This is a genomic window from Phenylobacterium zucineum HLK1 (assembly GCF_000017265.1).
GTDB classification, from domain to species: Bacteria; Pseudomonadota; Alphaproteobacteria; order Caulobacterales; family Caulobacteraceae; genus Phenylobacterium; species Phenylobacterium zucineum.
Genome location: NC_011144.1, coordinates 3,732,645 through 3,757,667, shown reverse-complemented (window position 1 = coordinate 3,757,667; position 25,023 = coordinate 3,732,645). Strand labels below are relative to the sequence as shown.

20 protein-coding genes and 1 pseudogene are annotated in these 25,023 nt (G+C 70.5%); 11 read left to right on the top strand and 10 right to left on the bottom strand.

The annotated features are described in order from the left end of the window. Positions 1-20 precede the first annotated feature (20 nt). Positions 21-665 carry a DUF47 domain-containing protein gene (locus PHZ_RS22835; protein ID WP_012523860.1) on the bottom strand — a complete coding sequence of 215 codons (645 nt, stop codon included), beginning with the start codon at positions 663-665 and terminating at the stop codon, positions 21-23. 204 nt (positions 666-869) lie between these two features. Between PHZ_RS22835 and PHZ_RS22270 the strand changes: the two genes are divergently transcribed. Beyond that, positions 870-2,090, top strand: a complete 1,221-nt coding sequence (locus tag PHZ_RS22270) for an OprO/OprP family phosphate-selective porin (RefSeq protein WP_012523859.1) — start codon at positions 870-872, stop codon at positions 2,088-2,090. Positions 2,091-2,157: 67 nt separating this feature from the next. Here the strand turns inward: PHZ_RS22270 and PHZ_RS18325 are convergent, their stop codons facing one another. The 3 genes and pseudogenes from PHZ_RS18325 to PHZ_RS18320 all read right to left on the bottom strand — a co-directional run bounded on the left by PHZ_RS18325 (position 2,158) and on the right by PHZ_RS18320 (position 4,438). Then, positions 2,158-3,255 carry a glycosyltransferase family 4 protein gene (locus tag PHZ_RS18325; protein WP_012523858.1) on the bottom strand — a complete coding sequence of 366 codons (1,098 nt, stop codon included), beginning with the start codon at positions 3,253-3,255 and terminating at the stop codon, positions 2,158-2,160. Between the two features lie 132 nt (positions 3,256-3,387). Further along, positions 3,388-3,570, bottom strand: a pseudogene (locus PHZ_RS23660) (TetR/AcrR family transcriptional regulator); the annotation flags it as partial. A 52-nt stretch (positions 3,571-3,622) separates the two neighbouring features. Next, the gene (locus PHZ_RS18320; protein WP_012523857.1) at positions 3,623-4,438 is read right to left on the bottom strand and encodes a UDP-2,3-diacylglucosamine diphosphatase; all 816 of its coding nucleotides are present in this window, start codon (positions 4,436-4,438) and stop codon (positions 3,623-3,625) included. 156 nt (positions 4,439-4,594) lie between these two features. Here PHZ_RS18320 and PHZ_RS18315 point away from each other — a divergent pair, with 156 nt between their 5' ends. Next, positions 4,595-5,233, top strand: coding sequence for a TetR/AcrR family transcriptional regulator (locus PHZ_RS18315; protein WP_041373696.1), 639 nt, complete (start codon positions 4,595-4,597; stop codon positions 5,231-5,233). Between the two features lie 81 nt (positions 5,234-5,314). On the opposite strand, the gene PHZ_RS18310 is transcribed toward PHZ_RS18315, so the two are convergent. Beyond that, positions 5,315-7,402, bottom strand: coding sequence for a redoxin family protein (locus PHZ_RS18310; RefSeq protein ID WP_012523855.1), 2,088 nt, complete (start codon positions 7,400-7,402; stop codon positions 5,315-5,317). 115 nt (positions 7,403-7,517) lie between these two features. Beyond that, the gene (locus PHZ_RS18305) at positions 7,518-9,269 is read right to left on the bottom strand and encodes a DUF885 domain-containing protein (RefSeq protein WP_012523854.1); all 1,752 of its coding nucleotides are present in this window, start codon (positions 9,267-9,269) and stop codon (positions 7,518-7,520) included. A gap of 116 nt (positions 9,270-9,385) precedes the next feature. On the opposite strand from PHZ_RS18305, the gene PHZ_RS18300 reads away from it, so the two are divergent. Beyond that, positions 9,386-10,810 (top strand): amino acid permease, encoded by a 1,425-nt coding sequence (locus tag PHZ_RS18300; protein ID WP_012523853.1) that lies wholly within the window; start codon positions 9,386-9,388, stop codon positions 10,808-10,810. A 15-nt stretch (positions 10,811-10,825) separates the two neighbouring features. On the opposite strand, the gene rfbA is transcribed toward PHZ_RS18300, so the two are convergent. From rfbA to rfbB, 3 genes are read right to left on the bottom strand one after another with little or no spacing between them, the layout of a single operon-like run. Continuing rightward, complete coding sequence (gene rfbA / locus PHZ_RS18295; RefSeq protein ID WP_012523852.1) at positions 10,826-11,719, bottom strand: glucose-1-phosphate thymidylyltransferase RfbA; 894 nt, start codon at positions 11,717-11,719, stop codon at positions 10,826-10,828. Further along, on the bottom strand, positions 11,716-12,618 hold the full coding sequence (gene rfbD, locus PHZ_RS18290; RefSeq protein WP_012523851.1) for a dTDP-4-dehydrorhamnose reductase: 903 nt from the start codon (positions 12,616-12,618) through the stop codon (positions 11,716-11,718). Before rfbD ends, rfbA begins: the two co-directional genes overlap by 4 nt. Then, on the bottom strand, positions 12,615-13,679 hold the full coding sequence (gene rfbB / locus PHZ_RS18285; RefSeq protein ID WP_012523850.1) for a dTDP-glucose 4,6-dehydratase: 1,065 nt from the start codon (positions 13,677-13,679) through the stop codon (positions 12,615-12,617). Before rfbB ends, rfbD begins: the two co-directional genes overlap by 4 nt. Positions 13,680-13,868: 189 nt before the next feature. Between rfbB and PHZ_RS18280 the strand changes: the two genes are divergently transcribed. Continuing rightward, the gene (locus PHZ_RS18280; RefSeq protein WP_012523849.1) at positions 13,869-15,344 is read left to right on the top strand and encodes an MATE family efflux transporter; all 1,476 of its coding nucleotides are present in this window, start codon (positions 13,869-13,871) and stop codon (positions 15,342-15,344) included. Here PHZ_RS18280 and PHZ_RS18275 read toward each other — a convergent pair. After that, the gene (locus PHZ_RS18275) at positions 15,341-16,564 is read right to left on the bottom strand and encodes a serine hydrolase domain-containing protein (RefSeq protein WP_041373695.1); all 1,224 of its coding nucleotides are present in this window, start codon (positions 16,562-16,564) and stop codon (positions 15,341-15,343) included. The genes PHZ_RS18280 and PHZ_RS18275 overlap by 4 nt on opposite strands. A 70-nt stretch (positions 16,565-16,634) precedes the next feature. On the opposite strand from PHZ_RS18275, the gene PHZ_RS18270 reads away from it, so the two are divergent. From PHZ_RS18270 to PHZ_RS18240, 7 genes are all read left to right on the top strand, one after another. Next, a complete protein-coding gene (locus tag PHZ_RS18270) occupies positions 16,635-17,402 on the top strand; it encodes a crotonase/enoyl-CoA hydratase family protein (RefSeq protein ID WP_012523847.1) in 768 nt (255 codons plus the stop codon). 101 nt (positions 17,403-17,503) lie between these two features. Continuing rightward, positions 17,504-18,841 (top strand): acyl-CoA dehydrogenase family protein, encoded by a 1,338-nt coding sequence (locus PHZ_RS18265; protein WP_012523846.1) that lies wholly within the window; start codon positions 17,504-17,506, stop codon positions 18,839-18,841. Positions 18,842-18,847: 6 nt separating this feature from the next. Further along, positions 18,848-20,605 (top strand): class I adenylate-forming enzyme family protein, encoded by a 1,758-nt coding sequence (locus tag PHZ_RS18260; RefSeq protein ID WP_012523845.1) that lies wholly within the window; start codon positions 18,848-18,850, stop codon positions 20,603-20,605. 79 nt (positions 20,606-20,684) lie between these two features. Then, a complete protein-coding gene (locus PHZ_RS18255) occupies positions 20,685-21,254 on the top strand; it encodes an NADPH-dependent FMN reductase (protein WP_041373694.1) in 570 nt (189 codons plus the stop codon). Beyond that, a complete protein-coding gene (gene ribB, locus PHZ_RS18250) occupies positions 21,251-22,396 on the top strand; it encodes a 3,4-dihydroxy-2-butanone-4-phosphate synthase (protein ID WP_012523843.1) in 1,146 nt (381 codons plus the stop codon). Before PHZ_RS18255 ends, ribB begins: the two co-directional genes overlap by 4 nt. 40 nt (positions 22,397-22,436) lie before the next feature. Further along, complete coding sequence (locus tag PHZ_RS18245) at positions 22,437-23,186, top strand: DUF72 domain-containing protein (RefSeq protein WP_012523842.1); 750 nt, start codon at positions 22,437-22,439, stop codon at positions 23,184-23,186. A gap of 134 nt (positions 23,187-23,320) precedes the next feature. Continuing rightward, positions 23,321-24,976, top strand: a complete 1,656-nt coding sequence (locus tag PHZ_RS18240; protein WP_012523841.1) for a M10 family metallopeptidase C-terminal domain-containing protein — start codon at positions 23,321-23,323, stop codon at positions 24,974-24,976. Positions 24,977-25,023: the final 47 nt, after the last annotated feature.

Here is a 25,023-nt window from a genome sequence, read left to right as displayed (position 1 = left end):
TGTCCACGCGCGCGGGCCTCCTAGAGGTGCTCGATCAGCACGCCGCTGATCCGATTGGCGACGTCCTCCAGGCGGTCGACCACCTTCTCGAGGTGGTCGTAGATCTCGGCGCCGACGATGAACGCCATCGGATCCTCGCGCGCCGGGCCGCGGTAGAGGGCGCGCATGCCGTCGTCGTAGAGGTGGTCGGAATCCTCCTCCAGCCGGGTGACCTCCTCGGTCAGGCTGTTCAGCAGGCCGGCGTTGGCCTTCATCTGCCGAAGCAGCGGGACGGCCTGGGCGGTCAGGTCCGAGCACCGGACGATGATGTCGCCCAGCCGCACCATGTCGGGTTCGAACGCGCGCACGTCGAACAGCGTCACGGCCTTGGCGGTCTTGTGCATCTGGTCGACCGCATCGTCCATCGACCCGATCAGGTTGCGGATGTCGCTGCGGTCGAAGGGCGTGATGAACGTCCGCCGCACCGCCAGCATCACCTCGCGGGTGACCTCGTCGGCCGCCTCCTCCTGGCGGGCGACCTCGGCGCAGAGCTCCGGGACCCGGTCGCCGCCGTTCAGCAGCTCGCGCAGCGCCCGCGCCCCGGCGCAGGTGACGCGGGCATGCCGCTCGAACATGTCGAAAAACGCCGCCTCTTTCGGCATGATCGCGTTGAACCAGCTCAGCATCGGGGACCCTTCGGGCGACCGGCGTTAGCGCCGTGTACGGAGGAAAGAGGCCTCTACACCGGCGGACGGCGCGCCGCCACCGTCGGCTGTCATCGCTCTGTCATCGAACCGCCATTCAATTGTCGTCGAACCTTGGCCGGGGCGTCACGGAAGACCCGTAATCCGCGCCTCGTCCGGACAACCAGAGCAACGGGACCACGCCAGATGAAGACTAAGAGCGCCGTGATCGGCGGAGCTGGGGCGGCCGCCCTGCTGGCCCTGGCCGCCGCAGGCGGGGCCCAGGCGCAGGACGCGCCGCGCGAGTTCAAGGGCGCGCCCGAATTCGAGTTCGGCGACTTCACGATCAAGCCGCGCGGGCGGATCTACCTCGACCAGGTCTGGCAGGAGGTCGATCGCGAGACCCTGTCCCCGGTCGACCTCAAGGACACCCGCATGCGGACCGCCCGGCTGGGCGTCCAGGGCGGCTACGGCGAGCACTGGTCCTACGTGGCGGAGGTCGACATCAAGGAGGACGGCGCCGTCGACTGGGAGGACCTCTACGTCGAATACAGCCCCACGGACGGCGCGGCCTTCACGGTGGGCCAGTTCAAGACGGTCTCGCTCGAGAACCTCACCTCCTCGCGCTACATCACCTTCATGGAGCGCGGCGCGTTCGCCGACGTGCTGGGCGTGGGCCGCACCCTGAACGCCCAGGCCCGCGTCGGCGGCGAGAACTGGTCCGCGGCGGTCTTCGTCTCGGGCGACAACATCAACAATCCCGAGGTCCCGTCCGGCCGTCCGACCGGCTCGGAGGAGCAGTACGCCTACGGGGCGCGGGTCGCCTACGCGCCGGTCGTGACCGACACGACGAAGGTCCACCTGGGCGCCTGGGTCCGGCGCCGGGACCGCGCCGACCAGGCCAACTTCAGCTATGGGGCGCGCAACAACACCAACTTCGGCTCGCGCTATGTGACCACGGGGAGCGTCGGCGTGCGCGACACGCAGGTGGGCCTCGAAGGCGCCGTGGTCCGGGGGAACCTCTCGCTGCAGGGCGAGTGGGCCAACGCCCGGGTCGAGCGCTTCGGAGACGTCGAGGACGACGTTCGCGCCTGGTACGTTTTCGCCAGCTGGTTCCCGACGGGCGAATCCCGCCGCTACAACGCCGCGGACGGCGAGTTCGGGCGCATCAAGGTCAAGCGTCCCGTCACCCAGGGCGGGATGGGGGCGCTGGAGCTGGCGGTGCGCTACGACAGCGCCGACCTGACGGAGGTCTCGGGGGTGTCGACCGCGGGCGAGTACTCGGCCTGGACGCTGGGCGCCAACTGGTACCCGCACCCCTACGCGCGGCTCATGGCCAACTACACCTATTCCCAGAACGACAACCGCCTGGCCGGCCTGGACGTGGACGTGCAGACCTTCCAGCTGCGGGCGCAGTTCGACTTCTAGCGCGCGTCTCCACCCGCGCGTAACGGCGCCGCGGCGTTCCCCCGCCGCGGCGCTTTCCTTTTCAGCCCTAGGCGGCCTCGGGGCGGCGGCGGCGCACCCGGGCGAGGCGGCGCAGGCGGCGCCAGAAGCGGGTCTTCTGGGGCTCGGGATAGGGCTGCAGGTTGCGCACGAAGTCCTCGGCGCACGCCCGCCACGAGAAGGTCTCGGCGAACGCCCGCACCTGGCGGCGGTCCAGCTTCAGGGCCTCGAGGCAGGCCTCGCGCAGCCCTTCGGTGGCCGACGGCGCCAGCGCGCCCGCGCCCGAGCCGGGGATCAGGTCGATGGGGCCCGGCGCCGGATAGGCGGCCACGGGCGTTCCCGAGGCCATGGCCTCGAGGATCACCAGGCCGAAGGTGTCGGTCAGCGAGGGGAAGACGAAGACGTCGGCGCAGGCGTAATGGGCGGCGAGATCGGCGCCGGACTTCGATCCCGTGAACACCGCCTTCGGGTGCTTGACCTTCAGCTCCTCGAGCTGCGGCCCGGGGCCCACGACCACCTTCGTCCCCGGCAGGTCCAGGGTGAGGAAGGCCTCGATGTTCTTCTCCACCGCCACCCGGCCGACGTAGAGGAAGATCGGCCGCGGCAGGTCCTCGAAGACGTCGGGCTCGCCCTCGCGCCGGGGGCGGAAGGCCTCGGTGTCCACGCCTCGCGACCAGGACGAGATATTGCGGAATCCATGGCGCGTGAGCTCGTCGCGCATGGTCGGCGTGGCCACCATCAGCCGGCCCGACGGCTTGTGGAACCACTTCATGTAGGCGTAGCCGGCGGCCAGCGGCAAAGGCAGGCGCGCCGAGACGTATTCCGGGAAGCGGGTGTGGTAGCTGGTCGTGAACGGCAGCTTCCATTCGACGCAGATGCGTCGCGCCGCCAGTCCGATCGGGCCCTCGGTGGCGATGTGGATGGCCTCGGGCTCGAACGCCTTGAAGCGTTCCTGCACCGGTTCGTAGACGCCGATCGCCACCTTGATCTCGGCGTAGGTGGGCAGGGGGAAGGTCTTGAACTGGCCGGGGTGGATCACCTCGACCGTATGGCCCATCTCCCTCAGCTCCTGGACCACGCGGGTCAGCGTTCGGACCACGCCGTTGACCTGCGGCTCCCAGGCGTCGGTGGCGAGCAGGATCCGCATGGGCCGCTGGGCGTCGCGCGGCGCGGTGATCGCCTCGCGCAGGCGCCGGTCCGAGGGGCGGGTGGGCCGGCCGCGCTCCTCCTGCTGGCCGAGGGCCTTGCTCTGCATCCAGGCCCAGAAGGCGCCCAGCAGGGCCTCCTTGGTCGGGAAGTGGCGGTAGACGGTGCGCTCGCCGACGCCGGCGTCGCGGGCGATCTCGCCGAAGCTCAGGTCCTCGAGCGAGCGCGTCTCGAGCTGGGCGCCCACGGCCCGCAGGATCTGCTCGCGCGTCTCCTCCCGCTGGCGGTCGCGCTGGCTGGGCTGGGGCGTCGTCATGACAGGCGCACTGTCATGAGTTCCGGGCGCAAGTCAACGAAGCGGCGGGAGGTCAGGCCGCCAGCGGCTCGGGGGGGGCGGCCGGCGCCGGCGCGGCCCGGTCGATCACCGACCACGAGCGCAGCTTGGCCCACTCTAGAATCTCGAGGCGCCCGTCGGCGTGCTCCACCAGCGCGGTGCAGCTCTCCACCCAGTCGCCGTCGTTGACGTAGGCGATCCCGTCGATGTCGCGCATCTCGGCCTTGTGGATGTGGCCGCAGATCACCCCGTCCACGCCGCGGCGGCGCGCCTCGGCGGCGACGGCGGCCTCGAAGTTCTCGATGAACTGCAGGGCGTTCTTCACCCGCGTCTTCAGGAAGGCCGAGAAGCTCCAGTAGCCGAAGCCGAGACGCCGGCGGATGCGGTTCATCAGGGTGTTGGCGGCCAGGATCGCGCGGTAGCTCCAGTCGCCGACGAAGGCGAGCCAGCGGGCGTGCTGGACGATGCCGTCGAACTCGTCGCCGTGGGTCACCAGGAATCGGCGGCCGTCCGCGGTCTCATGGATAGCGTCCCGCGCCACCACCACGCCGCCGAAGTGGACGCCGCAGAAGTCGCGCACCCGGTCGTCGTGGTTGCCGGGGATGTAGATCACCTCGACGCCCTTGCGCGCCATGCGCAGGATCTTCTGGACCACGTCGTTGTGCGCCTGCGGCCAGCACCAGCCGCTCTTCAGTTTCCAGCCGTCCACGATGTCGCCCACCAGGTAGAGGCGGTCGCACTCCATGTGCCGGATGAAGTCGAGCAGGAGTTCGGCCTGGCAACCCCGGGTCCCGAGGTGGACGTCCGAGATGAACACGCTGCGGAAGCGGCGGAGACCGGGATCGCTCACCTTGAACCCTTTGGCGGCCACGCGACGCCTAGCCGCTAGGCTGATTGCGTGTCAGTTGCGTGAACCCCCTTGAAACCCTGGCGGGGATTTCCCTTGTCCTGCTAGGGAAGCCCCGGAAGAGCAGACCCTCCCCAGGTCGCCGGAACATTGGGTCTCATGGACGCCCGAACCTATCCCGCGAAGGCGACGCCGAAGTCGCAGCGGACCCGTGCGCGCATCCTGGACGCGGCCATGCGGCTGTTCGCCGAGATCGGCTATCACGCCGCCACCAACGCGGTGATCGCCGATGCGGCCGGCCTGACCCGCGGCGCGATGCTGTACCATTTCGCCACCCGCGAGGAGCTGGTCGAGGCGGCCATCGCCCACATCGAGCTGAACCGCGCGCGCCTGCTGGAGCAGGTCGCCGCCGCCCCGCCGCCGGCCGGCATGGACGCGGCCGAGCACGCCATCGACGCCTACTGGTCGCTGCTGCACGAGGTCCCGTTCATCGCCTTCGCCGAGCTGGAGGCCGCCGCCCGGACCGACGCCATGCTGCGCGAGCGGCTGGGCGCGGCGCAGAACGCCTTCGACCACGCCCAGGTGGGCGGCGACCGGTTCGGGGCGATGGTGCAGGCCGGCGCCGATCCCCGCTTCCAGACCAGCCGCGACCTCGGCCGGTTCCTGCTGGAGGGCCTGGCCCGCGGCGCCATGACCTACGACGTCGACGCCCGCCGCGATCGGCTGATCGCGGTGGTGAAGCGGGCGGTGCGGATGCTCAACCGCAAGGGCGACAAGCAGGAGCTCTGGAGCGAGTAGCGCCGCCCCGAGCGCCCGGCCCAATTGAAAAAGGCCCCGCGGTCGCCCGCGGGGCCTTTCCGTTCAGTCGCCCGGTTCGGCTCAGCGGCCGCCGGCGGCCGGCTTCGGCGCGGCCGGAGCCTGCTGCTGCTGGGCCTGGTCGGCGTTGCGGCGCCGGCCGAACATGCTCTGCACGGCGGCCAGCTCGGGCTTCTCGATCGATCCCGAGCTGTCGCGGTCGATCTGGCCGAAGTAGGCCAGCAGGCGCTTGCCCATCTCGCCCTTCAGCTCGGCCTTCTGCAGCTTGCCGTCGAGGTTGTCGTCGAGCATGCCCAGCATGCGGGTCTGGTTCATCAGCTCGTCGTAGTTGACCGGGTTGGCGGCGGTCTCGTCGACCCAGCGGTAGCGGACGTTCGTGAAGAACATCTCCTCCCACGACTGGTCGCCCCACACGATCTCCTTGGTCGGGTCCGGGTTGGCCGGATTGCGCTTGGAGTTGTCGTACCAGTAGTGCGCCACCAGCCTGGAGCCGGCCGGCACCTTGATCGGCTTTTCGAAGACGTAGTCCCGCTGCCAGTTGAAGTCATACCGCGGCAGCGAGAGCAGCATCTCCTTCTTGCCGTCCGGGTAGTGCAGCCACAGGTCCGAGGCGTAGCCGCGGTAGTGCGCGTGCGGGAAGGCCGAGTAGAGCAGGGCCTCCTTCGGGAACTCGAGGTAGGCCACCTCCTTGTGCCGCGAGGCGCCCGGCGGGATGACGATGGTGTTGTCGATGACCACCGCCCCGCGCATCACCAGGTCCGGCTTCTCGTCGTCCTTATAGAAGTAGAGGCCGAGCTTGGACTTGTCGGTCACTTCCTTGCCGAACGGGGTGTAGTGGGCCTGGATGCCGATGGCGCCGCCGGGCGGCAGGAAGGTGCCGACGTTGGTCGGCCACAGCACCGATTCCGAGCCCACGGCGTAGCCGCCGACCGACGAGCCCCAGCGGCTCTCGTTCGCCGGGCCGGTGGGGATGTCCTTCATGTAGCCGGTCAGGAAGTGGTGGACCGCCTGGCGCTGGTCGACCTTGAAGGTCGACGCCTTGATCCACCGGCCTTCCTTGAGCGGGTTCACGATGTGCGGCCGCTGGTAGTCCACCACGCCCGAGGCGGGGATGGTGTAGGACGGCACCTCGAGGATCAGGTCAGGCTTGCCCAGCGGCCACTCGGGGGCCTCGCGCTTGGCCAGCGCCAGCGGGTCGGGACCCTCGCCGCGCGGCGCGCCGGCTTCGATCCAGTGGACCAGTGTCTTGATCTCGGCCTTGGTCAGGCTCTTGTCGTCCTCGAACTTGCCGACGTGCGGGCTGGCGTTCCAGGGCGGCATCCGGTCGGTGCGGATCACCTCGCGAATCATCGGCGAGAAGCCCTTCACCATCTCGTAGCTGGTCAGGGCCATGGGGCCGATCGAGCCCGGCTGGTGGCAGGTGACGCACTTGGCCTCGAGGATCGGGGCCACGTCCGTGGTGTAGGAGATCTTGGCGTGCTGCGCCTTCTTCGCCCGCTCGGGGAAGTCGATCAGGCAGCCGGGGCTCTGCTTGCTGGCCGCCAGGGCCGGGCGGCCGGCGATGGTGGCGTCGATGGCGTCGGCGGCCCAGGTGTGGTTCGCCTTGGCCTTCTGCACGCCGTAGTCGAAGCGGTCGTCCAGCGGGCCGCGGTAGGTGACCTTCCACGTCTTGGGGTCGATCACGAAGAACTCGCCCGTGCGGGTGACGCCCAGCTGCTCGCCGACGAGCTGGTTGGAATCCAGCAGCACCGGGATGCCGAAGTTGAACTCGGCCGCTTCCTTGGCGATGGCCTCGCGGCTGTCCTGCAGGGCCGAGTTGAGCATCAGGAACTCGACGCCCTGGCCCTCGTACCTGGCCTTCAGCTCGCGAACATGCGGGGCGAGGGTGCGCGAGATCGGGCAGCCGTTGGCCTGGGTGACGATGACGATCGCCTTGGCGTCCGCCAGCCGGTACAGCTCGTGACCCATCAGGGTCTCGTCCGGCAGCATGAAGTTGTCGATCGTGACGGGCATCGGCGCGGAGGCCGTTTCCGTCGCCGCGGCCATCGTGCCGTGCGCGGCGGCGCTCATCGCTCCGTCGTCGGTGGCGCAGCCATAGACCAGGCCGGCGCTCGCCAGCAGGCCCAGCACGGAAATGCGTGCCTTGCTCATACCCAATCTCCTCCCCAGGCCGTCACCGCTTAGGCGGCGTTCGGTCCACCTGAATTCATAAGTCGAGTATGATAGCCGAGCAGAACCACGTTGCACGAATATTTCTGAACAGCGTTCACGCAGCCGGTTTCTGCGCCGCGATCCAGGCGTCCACGCGGGCCTCCAGCACATTCATCGGCAGCGGACCGGCCAGCAGCACCGCGTCGTGGAAGCGGCGGATGTCGAACCGCTCGCCCAGCGCGGCCTTCGCCTTGTCGCGCAGCCGCACGTAGGTCAGCTCGCCCACCTTGTAGGCCAGCGCCTGGCCCGGCCAGGAGACGTAGCGGGCCACTTCCACGTCGATGTTCAGCGGCGACAGGGCGGTGTTCTCGAGGAAACAGGCCTTGGCCTGATCGACGCTCCAGCCCTTCCAGTGGAGGCCGGTGTCGGCCACCAGGCGGCAGGCGCGCCACATCTCGTAGCTGAGCTGGCCGAACCGCTCGTAGGGCGTGCGGTAGATGCCCATCTCGCCGGCGACCTTCTCGGAATAGAGCCCCCAGCCCTCGACGAAGGCGGAATAGCCGGCCTCGCGGCGGAAGGCGGGGACGCCCTCCAGCTCCTGCGACAGGGCGATCTGCAGGTGGTGGCCGGGGACCGCCTCGTGCGCGGTGAGCGCCGGCAGCTCGTAGAGCGGCCGCTGGTCGAGCGCGTAGGTGTTGACCATGTAGCCGCCGGCGACGCCCAGCTCGGGGCTGCCCTGGAAATACCGGCCGGTGGTGTAGGCGGCCTCGATCTCCCTGGGCACAGGGCGCACGCCGTAGGGCAGGCGCGGCAGGGTGGCGAACCAGGCGGGGAGCTGGTCGTCGATGCGCTTGGCGATCTCGGAGGCCTTCTCCAGCAGGTCCTGGCGGCTCTCGGCGTAGAAGCCGGGCTCCTTGCGCAGCATGGCGAGGAAGCCCGCGAGGTCGCCCTCCCATCCGGCCTCCTTCATCGCCGCCTCCATGCGGGCGCGGATGCGCGCGACCTCGGAGCGGCCGATCTCGTGGATCTGGTCGGGCGTGAGTTCGGTGGTCGTGTGGTCGCGCACCACGAAGCGGTAGTAGGCCTCGCCGTTCGGCAGGGCGCGAGCGCCCAGGCCCTTGCGGGCCGCCGGCAGGTACTCTCCCTCGACGAAGGCCAGGATCTCCTGCCGGACGGGCGCCAGGCGCTCCACGGCGGCCCTGGCCCGGGCGCGCAGGGCGGCCTGGTCGGCGGGGGCGATGGTGTCGGGCAGCCGCGCCAGGGGCTTCAGCAGCGGATCGTCGTCCAGCGGCACGGCCTGCCGGTCGCGCAGCTGCTTGATCACCGCCTCGACCGTGCCGCGCGGCTGGGTGAAGCCGGTCTTCACGCCGCGGCGGGCGTTGGCCAGGTGGTCGCGCCACAGCCCGGGCGCGCCCTCCAGCCGGGCGATCCAGGCCTCGGCGTCCTCGCGGCCGCGGATGCGCGTCGTGGAGCCGAAGTAGTCGAGGGTGTCGTAGAAGCCGCCGTCGCTGGAGAGCGGCATGCGGGCTTCGTCGAACGACAGGCGGGAAAGCTGGCTCTCGACGGTCCAGCGCAGGAGGTCGCGGTTCAGCTTCGCCTCGTCGGACAGGCCGGCGTCGGGCGTGGCGGCGAGCCGCGCGCGGAAGCCTTCCAGCGCCGCCTTGCGGCGGGCGTCCGCGGCGGGCGTGACGTCGGGCAGCCGCGCGAGGGCGGCCGCGTCTCCCAGCCGGCCGGCGGTGAACGGATCGTCGGCCAGCCACCAGGCCTCGTAGTCCGCCACCAGCCGGCTGACGGCCGAATCGTCGGCGAGGGCCGGGGCGGCATGGATCGACAGGACGGCGGCCAGGACCGGGACAAGGCGGCGCATTCGATGTTCCCCCGAGCGAAATTATTGCGCCGCCAAGCTACTGCCACGGCAAGGCTTGTCCAGCACGGGCGGCTCGGCCATGGTCCCCCGCCGATCGTCGTTGGGGGAACTACCGGATGAGCTTCGCCACCCGCCGCAAGCCGCTTGCGGCCTCGCAGTCTCACGAGGGCGCGCATGCGCTGAAGCGCACGCTGAGCTGGCCTCACCTCGTGGCCCTGGGGGTCGGCGCGATCGTCGGGACCGGCATCCTCACGCTGACGGGCGTCGGTGCGGGCCTGGCCGGCCCCGGCGTCATCCTGTCGTTCGTCATCGCCGGCGCGATCTGCGCCTGCGCCGCCCTGGCCTACGCCGAGATGGCCACGCTGATGCCGGCGGCCGGCAGCGCCTACACCTATTCGTACGGCGTCCTGGGCGAGCTGCTCGCCTGGATCGTCGGCTGGAGCCTCATTCTCGAATACACCGTGGTGTGCAGCGCGGTGTCGGTCGGCTGGAGCGCCTACGCCGTGGGGTTCCTGCAGAACCAGCTCGGGGTCGCGCTGCCCGACGCCCTGGTGGCCGGGCCGCACGCGGGCGGGATCGTCAACCTGCCGGCGGTGTTCATCGCGCTCGCGGTCACCGGTCTGCTGCTGGCGGGCACCCGCGAGAGCGCCAACGTCAACTTCCTCCTGGTGGTGCTGAAGCTTCTGGCGCTGGCGGTGTTCGTCGCTGTGGCGGGGATGGCGTTCAACGCCGACAACTTCCAGCCCTTCATGCCCTACGGGTTCGCGGCCACCGAGGGCGCGGACGGCACGCGGGTCGGCGTCATGGCCGCCGCGGCGATCATCTTCTTCGCCTTCTATGGCTTCGACGCCATCTCGACGGCGGCCGAGGAGACCAAGAACCCTGGCCGGGACCTGACCATCGGCATCGTCGGCTCGATGCTGATCTGCACCGCGATCTACATGGTCGTCGCGGCCACGGCCCTGGGCGCGATGCCCGCCGCCGAGCTGGCCAAGAGCGAGGAGCCGCTGGCGCTGGTGCTGCGCGCGCTCGGCCAGCCGCTGGCCGCCGGCATGATGGCGGCCACGGCCTTCGTGGCCCTGCCGACCGTCATCATGGCCTTCATGTTCGGCCAGAGCCGGATCTTCTTCGCCATGGCTCGCGACGGCCTGCTGCCGACCGGCCTCGCCAAGGTGAGCGACCGGGGCGTGCCCGTGTTCGTGACCATCTTCACCGGCCTGGTCGCGGCGGCCATCGCCGGCGCCTTCCCGCTGGGCGAGATCGCCGCCCTGGCCAACGCAGGGACGCTCGCGGCCTTCGTGGCGACGGCCGCCTGCATGATGATCCTCAGGGTCCGGGCGCCCGAGCTGAAGCGGCCGTTCCGCACGCCGCTGTGGTGGCTGGTCGGCGCCGCGGCGATCCTGGGGTGCATCTGGCTGTTCACCAGCCTGCCCCTCGGCACGATGGTTCGGTTCCTGATCTGGAACGTGATCGGCGTCCTGGTCTACCTGGCGTACGGGCGGACCAAGAGCCGGCTGGCGCTCTCCTCTCCCGCCGCGTAGCGGGAGGGGCAGGGCCTATTCCGCCGCCGGCTCGCCCGGCGGCCGCTCGGCCAGCTCGCGCAGGTAGCGTCCGTACTCGCTCTTGGCCTGGGCGTCGGCGATGCGGATCAGCTGCTCGCGGCCGATCCAGCCCTGCTGGTAGGCGATCTCCTCCAGGCAGCCGATGCGCAGGCCCTGGCGCTGCTCGAAGGTGCGGATCAGCTCGCCGGCCTGGATCAGGCTGTCGTGCGTGCCCGCGTCCTCCCAGGCGAAGCCGCGGCCCAGCAGCTCGACGTGCAGTTCGCCCTGCTCGAGGTAGATCTGGTTCAGCGACGTGATCTCGAGCTCGCCCCGCGACGAGCGCGTGAGGGTCTTGGCGTATTCGCTGGCCCGGCCGTCGTAGAAGTAGAGCCCCGTGACAGCATAGTTGGACTTCGGCGTCTTCGGCTTCTCCTCGATGGAGAGGGCGCGGTTGTCGGGCGACAGCTCGACCACGCCGTAGCGCTCGGGGTCGTGCACCGGATAGCCGAACACCGTGGCTCCCGTCTCCCGTCCGTGGGCGCGGCGCAGCATCTGGCCGAAGTTCTGGCCGAAGAATATGTTGTCGCCGAGGATCATCACGCTGGGCTCGCCGCCGACGAACTCCTCGCCCAGGATGTAGGCTTCGGCCAGGCCGCCTGGCGTGGGCTGGACCACGTATTCGAACCGCACGCCGATCTGGCTGCCGTCGCCCAGCAGGCGCCTGAAGGCGGGCTGGTCCTCGGGCGTGGTGATGATCAGGATCTCGCGCACGCCGGCCAGCAGCAGGACCGACAGCGGATAGTAGATCATCGGCTTGTCGTAGACGGGCAGGAGCTGCTTGGAGACCGCCAGGGTGAGCGGGTGCAGCCGGGTGCCCGAGCCCCCGGCCAGGATGATTCCGCGCCTCATGCGGGGCTAGCCTCCGTCTGGTTCTGCAGCTCGGCCACGATCTCGGCCAGCGCCTCGCGCCAGGGCCGGGGCGTGACGCCGAACACGGCCTCTGTGGCCGAGGTGTCGAGGGTCCCGCGCGCGGGCCGGGCGGCGGGCGCGGGGCGGTCGGCGGTGGCGATGGCGCCCACCGCCGGCGCGCGATCGCCATACGCCAGATCGAAGATTCCTTCGGCGAAGCCGCGCCAGCTGGTCTCGCCGGCGTTGGCGAAGTGGTGCAGGCCGAAGGCCGGGTCGCCGGCCGGGGCGTCCGCCAGCCGGCGCGCCTGGGAGAGCACGAACCCGGCCAGGTCCGCCGCCGAGGTCGGCCGGCCGAACTGGTCGTCGACGACGTTCAGCGGTCTGCCCTCGGCCGCCAGCCGTAGCATGGTCTTCACGAAGTTCCGGCCGTGCGCCGACACCACCCAGGACGTGCGGACGACGAGCGCGCGCGGGCAGGCGTCCAGCACCTTGCGCTCGCCCTCCAGCTTGGTCAGGCCGTAGGTGTTGAGCGGACCGGTCGGATCGTTGGGCAGGTAGGGAGCGCCCTTGGCCCCGTCGAACACATAATCGGTCGAGACGTGCACCAGCGCGGCTCCGCACGAGGCGCAGGCCCGGGCGATGGCCCCCGGCGCCTCGGCGTTGACCCGGCGGGCCAGCAGGGTCTCGGTCTCCGCCTGGTCCACGGCGGTGTAGGCGGCGGCCAGCACGACCACGTCCGGCCGGTGCTCGGCCACCCGCCGGGCGGCCTTGTCCGGATCGGCGAGGTCGGCCTCGGCGCGGGAGAGGGCGGTCAGGGCCACGTCGTGGTCCGGCGCCTGGCGGATCACCTCGCGGGCGAGCTGGCCGGTGGTCCCGAACTGCAGGACGCGGACGCTCACGCCTTCACCAGCCCCGGGTCCACGAGGCCGAGCCGCTCGGAGTGGAATCCGCGCGCGCGGATGCGCTCGACCCAGCCGTAGTTGTCCACGTACCAGCGGACGGTCTCGGCCAGCCCCCGGTCGAGCGCGATCGAGGGTTTCCAGCCCAGCTCGCGCTCGATCTTCGACGCGTCGATGGCGTAGCGGAAGTCGTGCGCCGGACGGTCGGTGACGAAGGCGATCTTGTCGGCGTGCGGCGTGTTGGCCGGCGCCACCTTGTCGAGCTCGGCGCAGATCATCCGCACCACGTCGATGTTGCGGTGGTCGGCGTCGCCGCCGATGCAGTAGGTCTCGCCCAGTTCGCCCTTGGTCAGCGCCAGCAGCAGGGCCTCGGCGTGATCGTCCACGTGCAGCCAGTCGCGCACCTGCCGCCCGTCGCCGTAGACCGGGATCGACTTGCCCTCCAGGGCCCGGGTGATCACCGTCGGGATCAGCTTCTCCGGGAATTGGTAGGGGCCGTAGTTGTTCGAGCAGTTGGTGATCACCACCGGCAGGCCGTAGGTGCGGCCCCAGGCGCGGACCAGGTGGTCGGCCGAGGCCTTCGAGGCCGAGTAGGGCGAGGTGGGATCGTAGGGTGTCTCCTCGGTGAACTCGCCGTCCTCGCCGAGCGCGCCGAACACCTCGTCGGTGGAGACGTGGTGGAAGCGGAAGGCGTCCTTGCGCGCGCCCTCCAGCCGCGACCAGTAGGCGCGGGCGGCCTCCAGCATCACGGCCGTGCCCATGACGTTCGCGCGGACGAAGTCGAGCGGACCCTCCACCGAGCGGTCGACGTGGCTCTCGGCGGCCAGGTGCATCACCGCGTCCGGCTGGTGCTGGGCGAAGATCGCCTCGACACGCGCCTTGTCGCAGATGTCGGCCTGTTCGAAGGCGTAGGCGGGATGGCTCGCGACGCTCTCGACGTTCTCGAGGTTGGCGGAATAGGCGAGGACGTCGAGGTTCACCACCTCGTGCCCCTCGCGGACGGCCCGGCGGACCACCGCCGATCCGATGAAACCGGCTCCGCCCGTGATCAGGATCTTCATGCGGCCTTTCTGACGTTCGCTCTGCGGCGCCCCGGCCGCGGGAACAGCAATCTCTCACCCCTCGGGCGCCGTCTTACAGCGAAACGCCGCGCGCTCAACCCTCGCGCGGGGGCCCGCGCTGATGCGCGCGCTCTGGATTCTTGCTGCGGGCGGCCTTAAGCGCCGGGGTCGGGGCGGGGGGAGCGCAAGGTGCAGGGGCGGAGCGGAACGGCCAAGGGGCGCGACCTGACGACCGGCCCGATCGGCAAGACGCTGGTCCTGTTCGCCCTGCCCGTGCTGGGCGCCAACGTCCTGCAGTCGATCAACGGCTCGGCCAACGCCATCTGGGTCAGCCACATCCTGGGCGAGGCGTCGCTGGCGGCGATCTCCAACGCCAACCAGATTTTCTTCCTGATGCTGGGGGCGATGTTCGGCCTGACCATGGCGGCCAACATCCTGATCGGCCAGGCCATCGGCGCCGCCGACCAGAACCTGGCGCGGAAGGTGGTCGGGACCTGCACCGGCTTCTTCGTGCTGGTCTCGAGCCTGGTGGGCGTCGCGGGCTTCCTGCTGACGCCGCACATCCTGGACCTGATGGGCACGCCGCCCGACGCCCGCGCCCAGGCGATCGCTTATCTGCAGGTGATCTTCGCGGCCATGCCGCTCGTCTTCTTCTTCTCGTACCTGATGATGGCCCTGCGCGGGACGGGGGATTCCCGCACGCCGTTCCTGTTCGCCATGGTCTCGGTGGGCCTGGACGTGATCCTGAACCCGCTGCTGATCCTCGGCGTCGGGCCGCTGCCCAGGCTCGGCATCGCCGGATCGGCGAGCGCCACCCTGCTCGCGCAGCTGGTCGCGCTGATCGCCCTGATGGCGCACCTGTACCGCACGAACAGCATGCTGGTGCTCAGGCCCGGCGAGCTGAAGGCCCTGGCGCCCGACCCAACCATTGTGCGCACCCTGGTGCTGAAGGGCCTGCCGATGGCCTTCCAGATGATGGTCATCTCCCTGGCCGCCACGACGATGATGAGCCTCGTCAACGGCTTCGGCTCGGTCACGGCGGCGGCCTACGGCGCGGCGGTGCAGATCTGGACCTATGTGCAGATGCCGGCCATGGCCCTGGGTGCGGCGGTCTCGTCCATGGCGGCCCAGAACGTCGGCGCCGGCCGCATGGACCGGGTCGAGGAGGTCGCGCGCAAGGGCGTGCTGTTTTCGGCCGCCGGCACGACGGTGCTGGTCGTGCTGCTGATCCTGGCCGAGCCGGTGGTGATCCGCGCGTTCCTTCCCGCCGACAGCCCGTCGCTGCCGATCGCCGGCCATATCAACCTGATCGTCCTGTGGGGCTTCATCCCGTTCGGCGTGGCCTTCATCCTGAACGGGGTGGCGCGCGCGACCGGGGCCGTCTGGCCGCCGCTGGTGGCGATGATCGTGGCGCTGTGGGGCGTGCGGGTGCCGTTCGCCACCGTGCTGCTGCCGCAGTGGGGCGCCGACGCGGTCTGGTGGAGCTTCCCGGCGGGGGCCCTCGTCATGGTGGCCCTGGCGGCCGGCTACTACCGGTTCGGCAACTGGCGCAGCGCCCGGATGCTGCCCGAGGCCGCCCCCGAGGCGCCGGTCGAGGGCGAGGCGGCGGACACCGGCCTCGCCATGCCGGTCAAGGAAGGCGAGCCGGCCACGCGGTCCCGCTAGGCGTTTGAGTCCATCAGCGCCGAATAGACGAGCGTCCGAAGCTCGCGCCGGATCGGATAGGTCGAGGACGGGACCAGCTGGGTCATGAACACCGCCGTGACCTCCTCCACCGGATCGACCCAGAAGGCCGTCGAGGCCATGCCGCCCCAGTAGAACTCGCCCGCCGAGCAGGGGATCAGCGTGCGCGGCGGGTCGAACACCACGGCGAAGCCGAGGCCGAAGCCGACGCCGGCGTTGGTGCTCTCCGAGAACAGCGAGCGCGACATTTGGGTGAGGTCCGCCCCGCCTGGCAGGTGGTTCGAGGCCATCAGCCGGATGGTCTTCGGCGCCAGGATCCGCGCCCCGTCCAGCTCGCCGCCGTTCAGCAGCATGCGGGAAAAGCGCATGTAGTCGGCCGCCGTGGAGACGAGGCCCCCGCCGCCGGAATAGAGCTTCGGCGCGCCGAGGAACGGGCTGGCCGCAGGATCGTCCTGCAGCTTCATGCCGCCGCCGGGGACCGCCTCGTAGCAGGCGGCGAAGCGGCCGCGCTGGTCCTCGCGGACCGAGAAGCCGGTGTCGGCCATCTTCAGCGGATCGAAGATGCGCTCCTGCAGCGCCTGGGCCAGCGGCCGGCCCGAGAGCTTCTGCACCAGGTAGCCGACCACGTCGGTCGACACCGAGTAGTTCCAGGCCTCGCCGGGCGAGAACTCCAGCGGCAGCCGGGCCAGCGCCTGGATCATCCCGTCCAAGTCGTAGCCGTCGAAGATCTGGTCGAGGTTCTGCTTGCGGTAGGCCGCGTCGACGTTGGTGCGGTTCTGGAAGCCGTAGGTCAGGCCCGAGGTGTGCCGCAGGAGGTCGACCACCTGCATCGGCCGGGCGGGCGGGGTGGTCAGGTAGGGACCGGCGCCGGCGGAGAAGACGCCGAGGTCCGCCCACTCCGGGATGTGCCTGGCCACCGGATCATCGAGGGCCACCGCGCCCTCTTCGACCAGGGTCATCAGGGCCACGCTCGTGACCGGCTTGGTCATGGAATAGATGCGGAAGACCGTGTCCTCGGCGAGCGCGACGCCGCGCTCGGGATCCTGCCGGCCCAGCACGCTCTGGTGGACGGTCTCGCCCCGGCGGGCGAGCAGGAACTGGGCGCAAGGGATCCGGCCCGGGCCCACATACTTCTCCTGCAGGAACCGGTCGATGCGGGCGAGACGGTCGGGCGCGAACCCGAGGGACTTGGCCTTGCTCATGCGAAGCCTTTTGCCCTTGCCTTCCCCGCCGTCGCAAGCGCGACGATGCCCGGCGGGAGGATCCACAGCCATGCAGACCGTCAGCTTCGAGCGGCAGGACCGGATCGCGATCGTCACCATCGAGCGGCCCGAGCGGCGCAACGCCGTGGACGGGCCCACCGCCCGCCAGCTCTACGAGGCCTTCAAGGCCTTCGACGCGGACGAGAGCCTGGACGTCGCCGTGCTCACCGGCCGCGGGGGCTATTTCTGCGCCGGCGCCGACCTGAAGGCGATCAGCGAGGACCGCGGCAATCCGGTCGAGCGGGACGGCGACCTGGGGCCCATGGGCTGCACGCGCCTGAAGCTCGGCAAGCCGGTGATCGCCGCGATCGAGGGCCACGCCGTCGCCGGCGGCCTGGAGGTGGCCTGCTGGGCCGACCTGCGGGTCGCGGCGCAGGGGGCGGTGTTCGGGGTCTTCTGTCGGCGCTTCGGCGTGCCGCTGATCGACCTCGGGACCGTGCGCCTGCCGCGGCTGATCGGCCACTCGCGGGCCATGGACCTCATTCTCACCGGGCGGCCGGTGGAGGCGCAGGAGGCCTACGAGATCGGCCTCGCCAACCGCTTGGCGCCGACGGGCGGCGCCCTGGCGGCCGCGCTGGATCTCGCCCGTCAGATCGCCGCCTTCCCGCAGGCCTGCCTGCGCGGGGACCGGATGAGCGCTATCGAGCAGTGGTCGCTGGACTGGGAGGCGGCGACCGCCAACGAGCTGACGTACGGCATGGCGGTGCTGCGCTCGGGCCAGTCGCGGGAGGGCGCCAGCCGGTTCGCGGCGGGCGAGGGGCGCGGCGGCGCGTTCTGAGGCCCCGGTTGCACTGAGCGCCCCGCCGTTGATAATGCCCGCGAGATACCGAGAATTCGAAAACGAGAACGCCGAGACGAGACCGCCGGGGAGGCGCGCGCATGGCTTGGGACTTCGAGACCGACCCTGAGTTCCAGAAGAAGCTGGACTGGATCGAGGACTTCATGCGCGAGGAGGTCGAGCCCCTCTCGCATCTCGGCGTCGCGCCCTATTCGTCGGTCGGCCGCGAGAAGCTGATCAAGCCGCTGCAGCAGCGGGTGAAGGACCAGGGCCTGTGGGCCTGCCACCTGGGCCCTGAGCTGGGCGGCCAGGGCTTCGGCCAGCTCAAGCTCGCCCTGATGAACGAGAAGCTGGGGCGCAACAGCCTGGCGCCCACCATCTTCGGCTGCCAGGCGCCCGACACCGGCAACGCCGAGATCATCGCCCACTACGGGACGCAGGCGCAGAAGGACCGCTGGCTGAAGCCCCTGCTGGAGGGCGAGATCCGCTCGGCCTTCTCGATGAGCGAGCCCACCGGCGGGTCCGATCCGCTGACCTTCCGCACCACGGCGGCGCTGGACGGGAACGAGTGGGTGATCAACGGCGAGAAGTGGTTCTCGACCAACGCCAGGTACGCCAAGCTGCTGGTCGTCTACGCCGTCACCGACCCGGACGCGAAGGACCCCTACCGTCGCACCTCGATCTTCCTCGTGCCGACCGAAACGCCCGGTGTGGAGATCGTCCGCAACGTGGCCGTGGGCGCCGGCGGCGAGATCGGCGGGGGCAACGAGGCCTACGTCCGCTACACGAACGTGCGAGTGCCCCGCGACGCCCTGCTGGGCGACCGGGGCGCGGCCTTCGTGATCGCCCAGGTGCGGCTGGGGGGCGGGCGCGTGCACCACGCCATGCGCACCGTGGGCGCCTGCAAGCACGCCCTGGACCTGATGTGCCGGCGCGCGGTCTCGCGCACGACGCGCGAGGGGCGGCTCTCGGACCTGCAGATGGTGCAGGACCAGATCGCCGAGAGCTGGATCGCGGTGGAGAGCTTCCGCCTGCTCGTCCTGCGCACCGCCTGGCTGATCGACAAGCACAAGGACTACGCCAAGGTCCGCAAGGACATCGCGGCCATCAAGGTGGCCATGCCCAAGGTCTACCACGACGTCGCCACCAAGGCCGCGCACCTGCACGGGGCGCTGGGCGTCTCGAACGAGATGCCCTTCATGCACATGGTCACGTCCAGCCTGGTGATGGGCATCGCCGACGGCCCCACCGAGGTGCACAAGGTGACCTTGGCCAAGCAGATCCTGAAGGACTACCAGCCCGAGAACGACCTCTTCCCCAGCTACCACATCCCGCGCCTGCGGGAGGAAGCGCACAAGCGGTTCGCCAGGGAGCTGGAGGAGATCAAGTCGCACTACGCCGGCCGCTCGCGGGCGGCGGCGAACGCCCAAGTGGAGTAGCAGAGCATGAACGACGCGGCGCCCGTCTGGCCGGTCATGTCCATCGCCGAGGCGCACGCCCGGCTCACCGCGCCCGGCGCCCCCTTCGAGATCGCGGAGGCGACGATCCGGGGCGTCCCGACTCGGACCTGGAAGAACGCCCCGCCGACCCTGCGCGACGTGTTCCTGAACGGGATGCGGTTCAAGGATCGCGAGTTCCTGGTGCACGAGGACGAGCGGGCCACCTTCGACGCCTTCGGCCGCGCGACCCTGACGCTGGCGCACCGGCTGATCGCCGACGGCGTGAGGAAGGGCGACCGGGTCGCGGTGATCATGCGCAACCTGCCGGAATGGCCGGTGGCGTTCTGGGCCGGCCAGCTGGCCGGGGCGATCGTCACGCCGCTGAACGCCTGGTGGACCGGCGCCGAGCTCGAGTACGGCCTGGCCGATTCCGGCGCCAAGGTCGCCATCGTGGACGATGAGCGGCTGGAGCGCCTGTCCGCGCACCTGAAGAGCCTGCCGGGGCTGGAGCGGGTCTATGTCTCGCGCCTGCGGACGGCGGCGGGCGACGACCGCTGCCGGCGCTTGGAGGAGGTGATCGGGGCGGTGAACGACTGGGGCGGCCTGCCCGAGCTGGCCCTGCCCGACGTGCCGCTGGCGCCCGAGGACGACGCCACCATCCTCTACACCTCGGGCACGACGGGGAAGCCGAAGGGGGCCCTCGGCACCCACCGCAACATGACCTCGAACATCGGTGCGGGCGGCATCTCGGCGGCGCGCAACTTCCTGCGGGCCGGCCAGCCGCTGCCCGAGCTGGACGCGACCAAGCTGCCCCAGCGCTGCACCCTGCTGGTGATCCCGATGTTCCACGCCACCGGCCTGTCGGCGACGCTCTCCCCGGCGCTCAACGCCGGCGGCAAGATCGTGCTGATGCGCAAGTGGGAGGCCGAGCCCGCCATGCGGCTCATCGAGCGCGAGAAGGTGACGGCCACCGGCGGCGTGCCGACCATCGCCTGGCAGCTCATCGAGCACCCGGCGCGGGCCAAGTACGATCTCTCCTCCCTAGTGACGGTGACCTACGGCGGCGCGCCCTCGGCCCCCGAGCTGGTGCGCAAGATCGCCGAGACCTTCCCGGGCTCGCAGCCCGGCAACGGCTGGGGCATGACCGAGACCACGGCCACCTTCACCTCGCACCTGGGCAAGGACTACGAGCACCGGCCCGACAGCGCCGGCCCCGCGGCTCCGGTGGGCGAGATGCAGATCCGCGACCCGGCCGACGGCCGCACGGTCCTGCCGGCCGGCGCCGTCGGCGAGCTCTGGGTCAAGGGGCCGCAGGTGGTGAAGGGCTACTGGAACAAGCCCGAGGCCACGGCCGAGACCTTCGTGGACGGCTGGCTGCGCACCGGCGACCTGGCGCGGCTGGACGAGGAGGGCTTCCTGTTCATCATCGACCGGGCCAAGGACATGCTGATCCGCGGCGGCGAGAACATCTACTGCGTCGAGGTGGAGAACGTCCTCTACGAGCACCCCGACGTGATGGACGCGGCCCTGATCGGCATCCCGCACAAGACGCTGGGCGAGGAGCCGGCGGCGGTGGTGCACCTGCGCCCCGGCGGCCGGGCGACCGAGGAGGAGCTGCGCGAGCTGGTGCGCTCGCGGCTGGCGGGCTTCAAGGTCCCGGTGAAGATCGCCTTCTGGCCCGAGACCCTGCCGCGCAACGCCAACGGCAAGATCATGAAGTCCGAGCTGAAGCACGCCTTCCCGCGCGAGACCGAGGCGGCCTGACGCACGCCGGTTCAGCCGCAGGACTGGCGCGGGCCGCGCCCGACGCCTAGAGGTGGCCCATGAACGTCGGGAAGATGCGATGAGCCGGCCCCTGATCGTCGGCCTCGGCGGGACGGTGCGGCCGGGCTCGTCCAGCGAGCGGGCGCTGGCCGCCAGCCTGCGGCGCTGCGAAGCGCTGGGCGCCGAGACGCGCCTGCTGGGCGGCGAGTTCCTGAGCCGGCTGCCGATCTTCGACCCGCGGCCGGTCGAGGTGACGGCGGCGCAGCAGGAGCTGGCGGACCTGGTCTGCCGCGCCGACGGCGTGATCGTCGCCAGCCCCGGCTATCACGGCTCGATTTCCGGCATCATCAAGAACGCCCTCGACACGCTCGAGCTGACCCGGGGCGAGGCGGCGCCTTACCTGACCGGCAAGCCGGTCGGCGCGATCATCACCGCCGATGGCTGGCAGGCCGCCGGCACCACTTTGATGGCGCTGCGCGCGATCATACATGCACTGCGGGGCTGGCCGACGCCGTTCGGCGCCGCCCTGAACGCGACCTCCGAGCTGTTCGGACCGGACGGCGAGCCCAGCGATCCCAAGGACACCTGGCAGCTCGCCACCGTCGCCGAGCAGGTAATGGACTTCGCCCAGATGAAGGCCCGCTCATGAAGCGCCCCTACCTCGTTCCGCCCGCCTCCGAGGGTCCCGACGGCGACGTCGCCTCGGCCATCAGTCCGATCGAGGAGATCATCGAGGACGCCCGCAACGGCCGGCCGTACATCCTGGTCGACGCCGAGGACCGGGAGAACGAGGGCGACGTCATCATCCCGGCGCAGTTCGCCACGCCCGACCAGATCAACTTCATGGCCAAGCACGCCCGCGGCCTGATCTGCCTGTCGATCACCGGCGAGCGCGCGCGCCAGCTCCGCCTGCCGCCGATGGCCACCGACAACCAGTCGGGGCACGGCACCGCCTTCACCGTCTCGATCGAGGCGCGCGAGGGGGTCACCACGGGAATCTCGGCGCACGACCGGGCCCACACCATCGCGGTGGCCATCGACCCCACCAAGGGCTGCGACGATATCGTCTCGCCGGGCCACGTCTTCCCGCTGGTCGCCAAGGACGGCGGCGTGCTGGTCCGCGCCGGCCATACCGAGGCGGCGGTGGACATCAGCCGCATGGCCGGCCTCAACCCCGCCGGGGTGATCTGCGAGATCATGAAGGACGACGGGTCGATGGCGCGCCTGCCCGACCTCGTCGCCTTCGCCCAGCTGCACGGGCTGAAAATCGGCACGATCGCCGACCTGATCGCCTACCGCCGCCGCACCGAGCGCCAGGTGGAGCGGGTGCTGGAGGCGCCGTTCGAGAGCGCCTTCGGCGGCAAGTTCCGGATGGTGATCTACCGCAACGTGCTCGACCAGACCGAGCACGTGGTCCTCACCCGCGGCAAGATCGATCCCGACAAGCCGACCCTGGTGCGCATGCACCGCGTGGACCTGGCCGCCGACATGCTGGGCGCTGTCGAGGCCCGGCGCGAGTACGTGCCCAAGGCGCTGCAGGCGCTGGCCGACTACAAGGGGGCGGGCGTGGCGGTCTTCATCCGCGACTCCAACCCCCACTGGCTGTCGGAACGCTACGGCCAGCCGCAGGCCGACCACGCCGGCAACATCCTGCGCGACTACGGCATCGGCGCGCAGATCCTGCTCGATCTCGGCGTGCGCGACATGCAGTTGCTGACCTCGTCAAAGACGGTCCTGCCGGGCTCGGCGGGCTACGGCCTGAAGATCACCGGCCGCGTACCGCTGGACTGACCTGCCGCAACCGGCGCCGCGGCCCGGGCATTCCCCGGCCATGGGCCAGCTTCGCATCGGCTGCTCGGGCTGGGTCTACAAGGACTGGACCGGGCCGTTCTATCCGCCGGAGGTGAAGGACCGGGCGCGGCTGGAATACTACGCCACCCGGTTCGACACGGCCGAGATCAACGCCAGCTTTTACCGCCTGCCGTCCGAGAAGATGGTGCAGGGCTGGGCCGAGCGGACGCCGGCGGACTTCCTGTTCGCCTGGAAGGTCAGCCGGTTCATCACCCACAACAAGAAGCTGAACGACTGCCGGGATCCGGTCGCCCTGGTCTTCGGCCGCATGGCGCCGCTGGGGCGCAAGCTAGGGCCCGCCCTGGTGCAGCTGCCGCCGATGCTGCACCGGAACGACGAGCGGCTGGCGGGATTCCTGAAGCTGCTGCCGCCCGGGCGGGTGACCGTCGAGTTCCGGCACCCCTCCTGGTACGACCCGGCGGTCTTCCGCATCCTCTCGGACTTCGACGCGGCGCTCTGTATCTCGGACCACCACCACGCGCCGGCGCCGTGGGAGCTCACCGCGTCCTGGGCCTATGTGCGCGGCCACGGACCCGGCGGGCGCTACTTCGGCCGCTACGGCGAGGCCGAGCTCGCCGCCTGGGCCGAGCGTATCGCCGCGTGGCGCAGCCGGGGCCTGGACGTCCACGCCTACTTCGACAACGACGTGAAGAGCGCCGCGCCCCTGGACGCCCTCGACCTCAAGGCGCGGCTCCTGGGGCGTCAACCGGCCGCAGCCGCCACGGGCTGACTTCCCCGCCGCCGCATCCACATAGAGCGGCCCGCAAGTGCGGCTGCGCGCAAAGGGCGCGGCCTGCCCGCATTGCGAGTGTTTCCCCATTCCCTTAAGCATTTGAACGGGATGGGTCAGCTAGGGTGCGACGGATGCCGACTGACGCCTATCCCGGATTCTCTCTCGACGACGGCGCGCCCGGCGGACAGGGCTTCCTGAACGCCGACGTGCGGGGCGGCTGGACCGCCGGCAAGGAGAGCTTCACCATCGACCGGGCGGCCAAGCAGCTGACCGGCTTCGATCCGGTGAGCGGCGTTCCCTACGGCGGCTGGGGGCCGGTGGGCCAGGCCGTGACGGTCAGCTACGCCTTCCGCTCGAACGCGCCTTTCGAGATGCCCACCGACACCACGGGCTTCTCGCGCTTCAACGCCGCGCAGATCGCCCAGACCGAACTGGCGCTGCAGGCCTGGTCCGACGTCGCCAACATCCGATTCGTCCGCTCGGGCTTCGGCCTGTCGGGCGAGGGCGCCTATTCCGACAACGCCCAGATGCTGTTCTCGAACTACTCGGGGGGACAGGACGGGGCGTCGGCCTTCGCCACCTTTCCGGGGCGGAGCGCGGCGGCCGGGGACGTCTGGATCAACATCACCGCGCGGGACAATTCGGCGCCGGCCAGCGGCAACTACGGCGCCCACGTGCTGGTCCATGAGATCGGTCACGCCATCGGCCTGATGCACCCCGGCGACTACGACGCCGACGCCACTTCGAACTTCACCTGGTCGCAGCACGCGGAGTACTTCGAGGACAGCCGCCAGTACACGGTGATGAGCTACTTCTCGGAGAGCAACACGGGGGCGTCCTACGGCCTCCGCTACCCGGCCACGCCGCAGCTCGACGACATCGCCGCCGCGCAGATCGAGTACGGGCCCAACTGGACCACTCGCACCGGCGACACGGTCTACGGGTTCAACTCCACGGCGGAGCGGCCGTGGTTCGAGGCCGGCTCCGCCTCGAGCCGGGTGGTCTTCGCGGTCTGGGACGCGGGCGGGACCGACACCTTGGACTTTTCGGGCTATGGCCAGAACCAGCTCATCGACCTGCGCGAGGGCTTCTTCTCGAACGTCGGCGGTCTGACCGGCAACGTCGCCATCGCCAAGGGGGCGGTGATCGAGAACGCCCGGGGTGGCTCCGGCGGCGACCTGATCAACGGCAACGCCCAGGCCAACGCGCTGTTCGGCGGGGTCGGCGGCGACACCCTGAACGGCGAGGCGGGCCAGGACTTCCTGCGCGGCGAGGACGGGAACGACAGCCTGTTCGGCGGCGCCGAGTTCGACGACCTGCACGGCAACTGGGGCGAGGACACGGTCTCCGGCGGCGACGGCGGCGACTGGGTGGTCGGTGGCCAGGGAAACGACCGCCTGTTCGGCGACGAGGGCGGGGACGCCGTCCTCGGCAACCTCGGGAACGACACCCTTGAGGGCGGCGCCGGGAACGACGTGGTCCGCGGCGGCCAGGGCGACGACCTGATCGCCGGCGGGACGGGCGACGACTACATGGCCGGCGACCGCGGGAACGACACCATCTCGGGGGGCGCGGGCGCCGACCTCTTCCACACGTTCGGCGGCGCGGGGCTCGACCGCGTGCTGGACTTCAACGCCGCCGAGGGCGACCGCGTGAACGTGCTGGCCGGGACCGGTTACGAGGCGCTGCAGATGGGCGCGGACGTGGTCGTGCGGATGGGCGGCGGCGACCAGCTGGTGCTGGTCAACGTCCAGCTCTCGTCCCTTCCCGCAGGCTGGCTGATTTAAAAGGCCGTTTTCAGGCCGGGCGATCCGGCCTATATGACGAAACCTCA

Coding starts and splice junctions, on each gene's coding strand:
- PHZ_RS18305 (WP_012523854.1), bottom strand. CDS start 9,269: ATGCGCCGCCTTGTCCCGGTCCTGGCCGCCGTCCTGTCGATCCATGCC.
- PHZ_RS18300 (WP_012523853.1), top strand. CDS start 9,386: ATGAGCTTCGCCACCCGCCGCAAGCCGCTTGCGGCCTCGCAGTCTCAC.
- PHZ_RS18255 (WP_041373694.1), top strand. CDS start 20,685: ATGAGCCGGCCCCTGATCGTCGGCCTCGGCGGGACGGTGCGGCCGGGC.
- PHZ_RS22835 (WP_012523860.1), bottom strand. CDS start 665: ATGCTGAGCTGGTTCAACGCGATCATGCCGAAAGAGGCGGCGTTTTTC.
- ribB (WP_012523843.1), top strand. CDS start 21,251: ATGAAGCGCCCCTACCTCGTTCCGCCCGCCTCCGAGGGTCCCGACGGC.
- PHZ_RS18265 (WP_012523846.1), top strand. CDS start 17,504: ATGGCTTGGGACTTCGAGACCGACCCTGAGTTCCAGAAGAAGCTGGAC.
- PHZ_RS18325 (WP_012523858.1), bottom strand. CDS start 3,255: ATGCGGATCCTGCTCGCCACCGACGCCTGGGAGCCGCAGGTCAACGGC.
- rfbA (WP_012523852.1), bottom strand. CDS start 11,719: ATGAGGCGCGGAATCATCCTGGCCGGGGGCTCGGGCACCCGGCTGCAC.
- PHZ_RS18270 (WP_012523847.1), top strand. CDS start 16,635: ATGCAGACCGTCAGCTTCGAGCGGCAGGACCGGATCGCGATCGTCACC.
- PHZ_RS22270 (WP_012523859.1), top strand. CDS start 870: ATGAAGACTAAGAGCGCCGTGATCGGCGGAGCTGGGGCGGCCGCCCTG.
- PHZ_RS18310 (WP_012523855.1), bottom strand. CDS start 7,402: ATGAGCAAGGCACGCATTTCCGTGCTGGGCCTGCTGGCGAGCGCCGGC.
- PHZ_RS18240 (WP_012523841.1), top strand. CDS start 23,321: ATGCCGACTGACGCCTATCCCGGATTCTCTCTCGACGACGGCGCGCCC.
- PHZ_RS18260 (WP_012523845.1), top strand. CDS start 18,848: ATGAACGACGCGGCGCCCGTCTGGCCGGTCATGTCCATCGCCGAGGCG.
- PHZ_RS18275 (WP_041373695.1), bottom strand. CDS start 16,564: ATGAGCAAGGCCAAGTCCCTCGGGTTCGCGCCCGACCGTCTCGCCCGC.
- PHZ_RS18245 (WP_012523842.1), top strand. CDS start 22,437: ATGGGCCAGCTTCGCATCGGCTGCTCGGGCTGGGTCTACAAGGACTGG.
- PHZ_RS18315 (WP_041373696.1), top strand. CDS start 4,595: ATGGACGCCCGAACCTATCCCGCGAAGGCGACGCCGAAGTCGCAGCGG.
- rfbB (WP_012523850.1), bottom strand. CDS start 13,679: ATGAAGATCCTGATCACGGGCGGAGCCGGTTTCATCGGATCGGCGGTG.